Origin of the sequence: Stenotrophomonas sp. SrG (assembly GCF_050031795.1) — a bacterium.
Taxonomy (GTDB): Bacteria; Pseudomonadota; Gammaproteobacteria; order Xanthomonadales; family Xanthomonadaceae; genus Stenotrophomonas; species Stenotrophomonas rhizophila_A.
The window spans coordinates 1-273 of the sequence record NZ_JBNBBE010000253.1 but is presented as its reverse complement, the minus strand read 5'-3'; the positions used below and the strand labels follow the sequence as shown (position 1 = coordinate 273).

1 protein-coding gene is annotated in these 273 nt (G+C 72.5%); it reads right to left on the bottom strand.

Annotated elements, in window-relative coordinates:
* Positions 1 to 273: biotin/lipoyl-binding protein (locus ACQG3P_RS19740; RefSeq protein ID WP_426805988.1), on the bottom strand; the 273-nt coding region annotated here is incomplete at both ends.

Sequence of the window (273 nt, the reverse complement as noted above, 5' to 3'; positions counted from 1 at the left end):
ACCTTGGCCAGCTCGGTGATGCGCTTGGCGCTCAGGCGGCCGTCGTTGGCGGTGGCTTCGGCGCGGGCCAGCTGGGCGCGGGCACTGGTGGCGTCGGCGCGGTAGCTGGCGTCATCGACCTGGTACAGCGGCTGGCCGGCGTTGACCAGGCCGCCCGCGGTGAACAGCCGCTTGGCGACGATGCCACTGACCTGCGGGCGCACTTCGGCGACCAGGAAGGAATTGGTGCGGCCGGGCAGCTCGCGGGTGAGGCCGACCTGTTCGGCCTGCAGG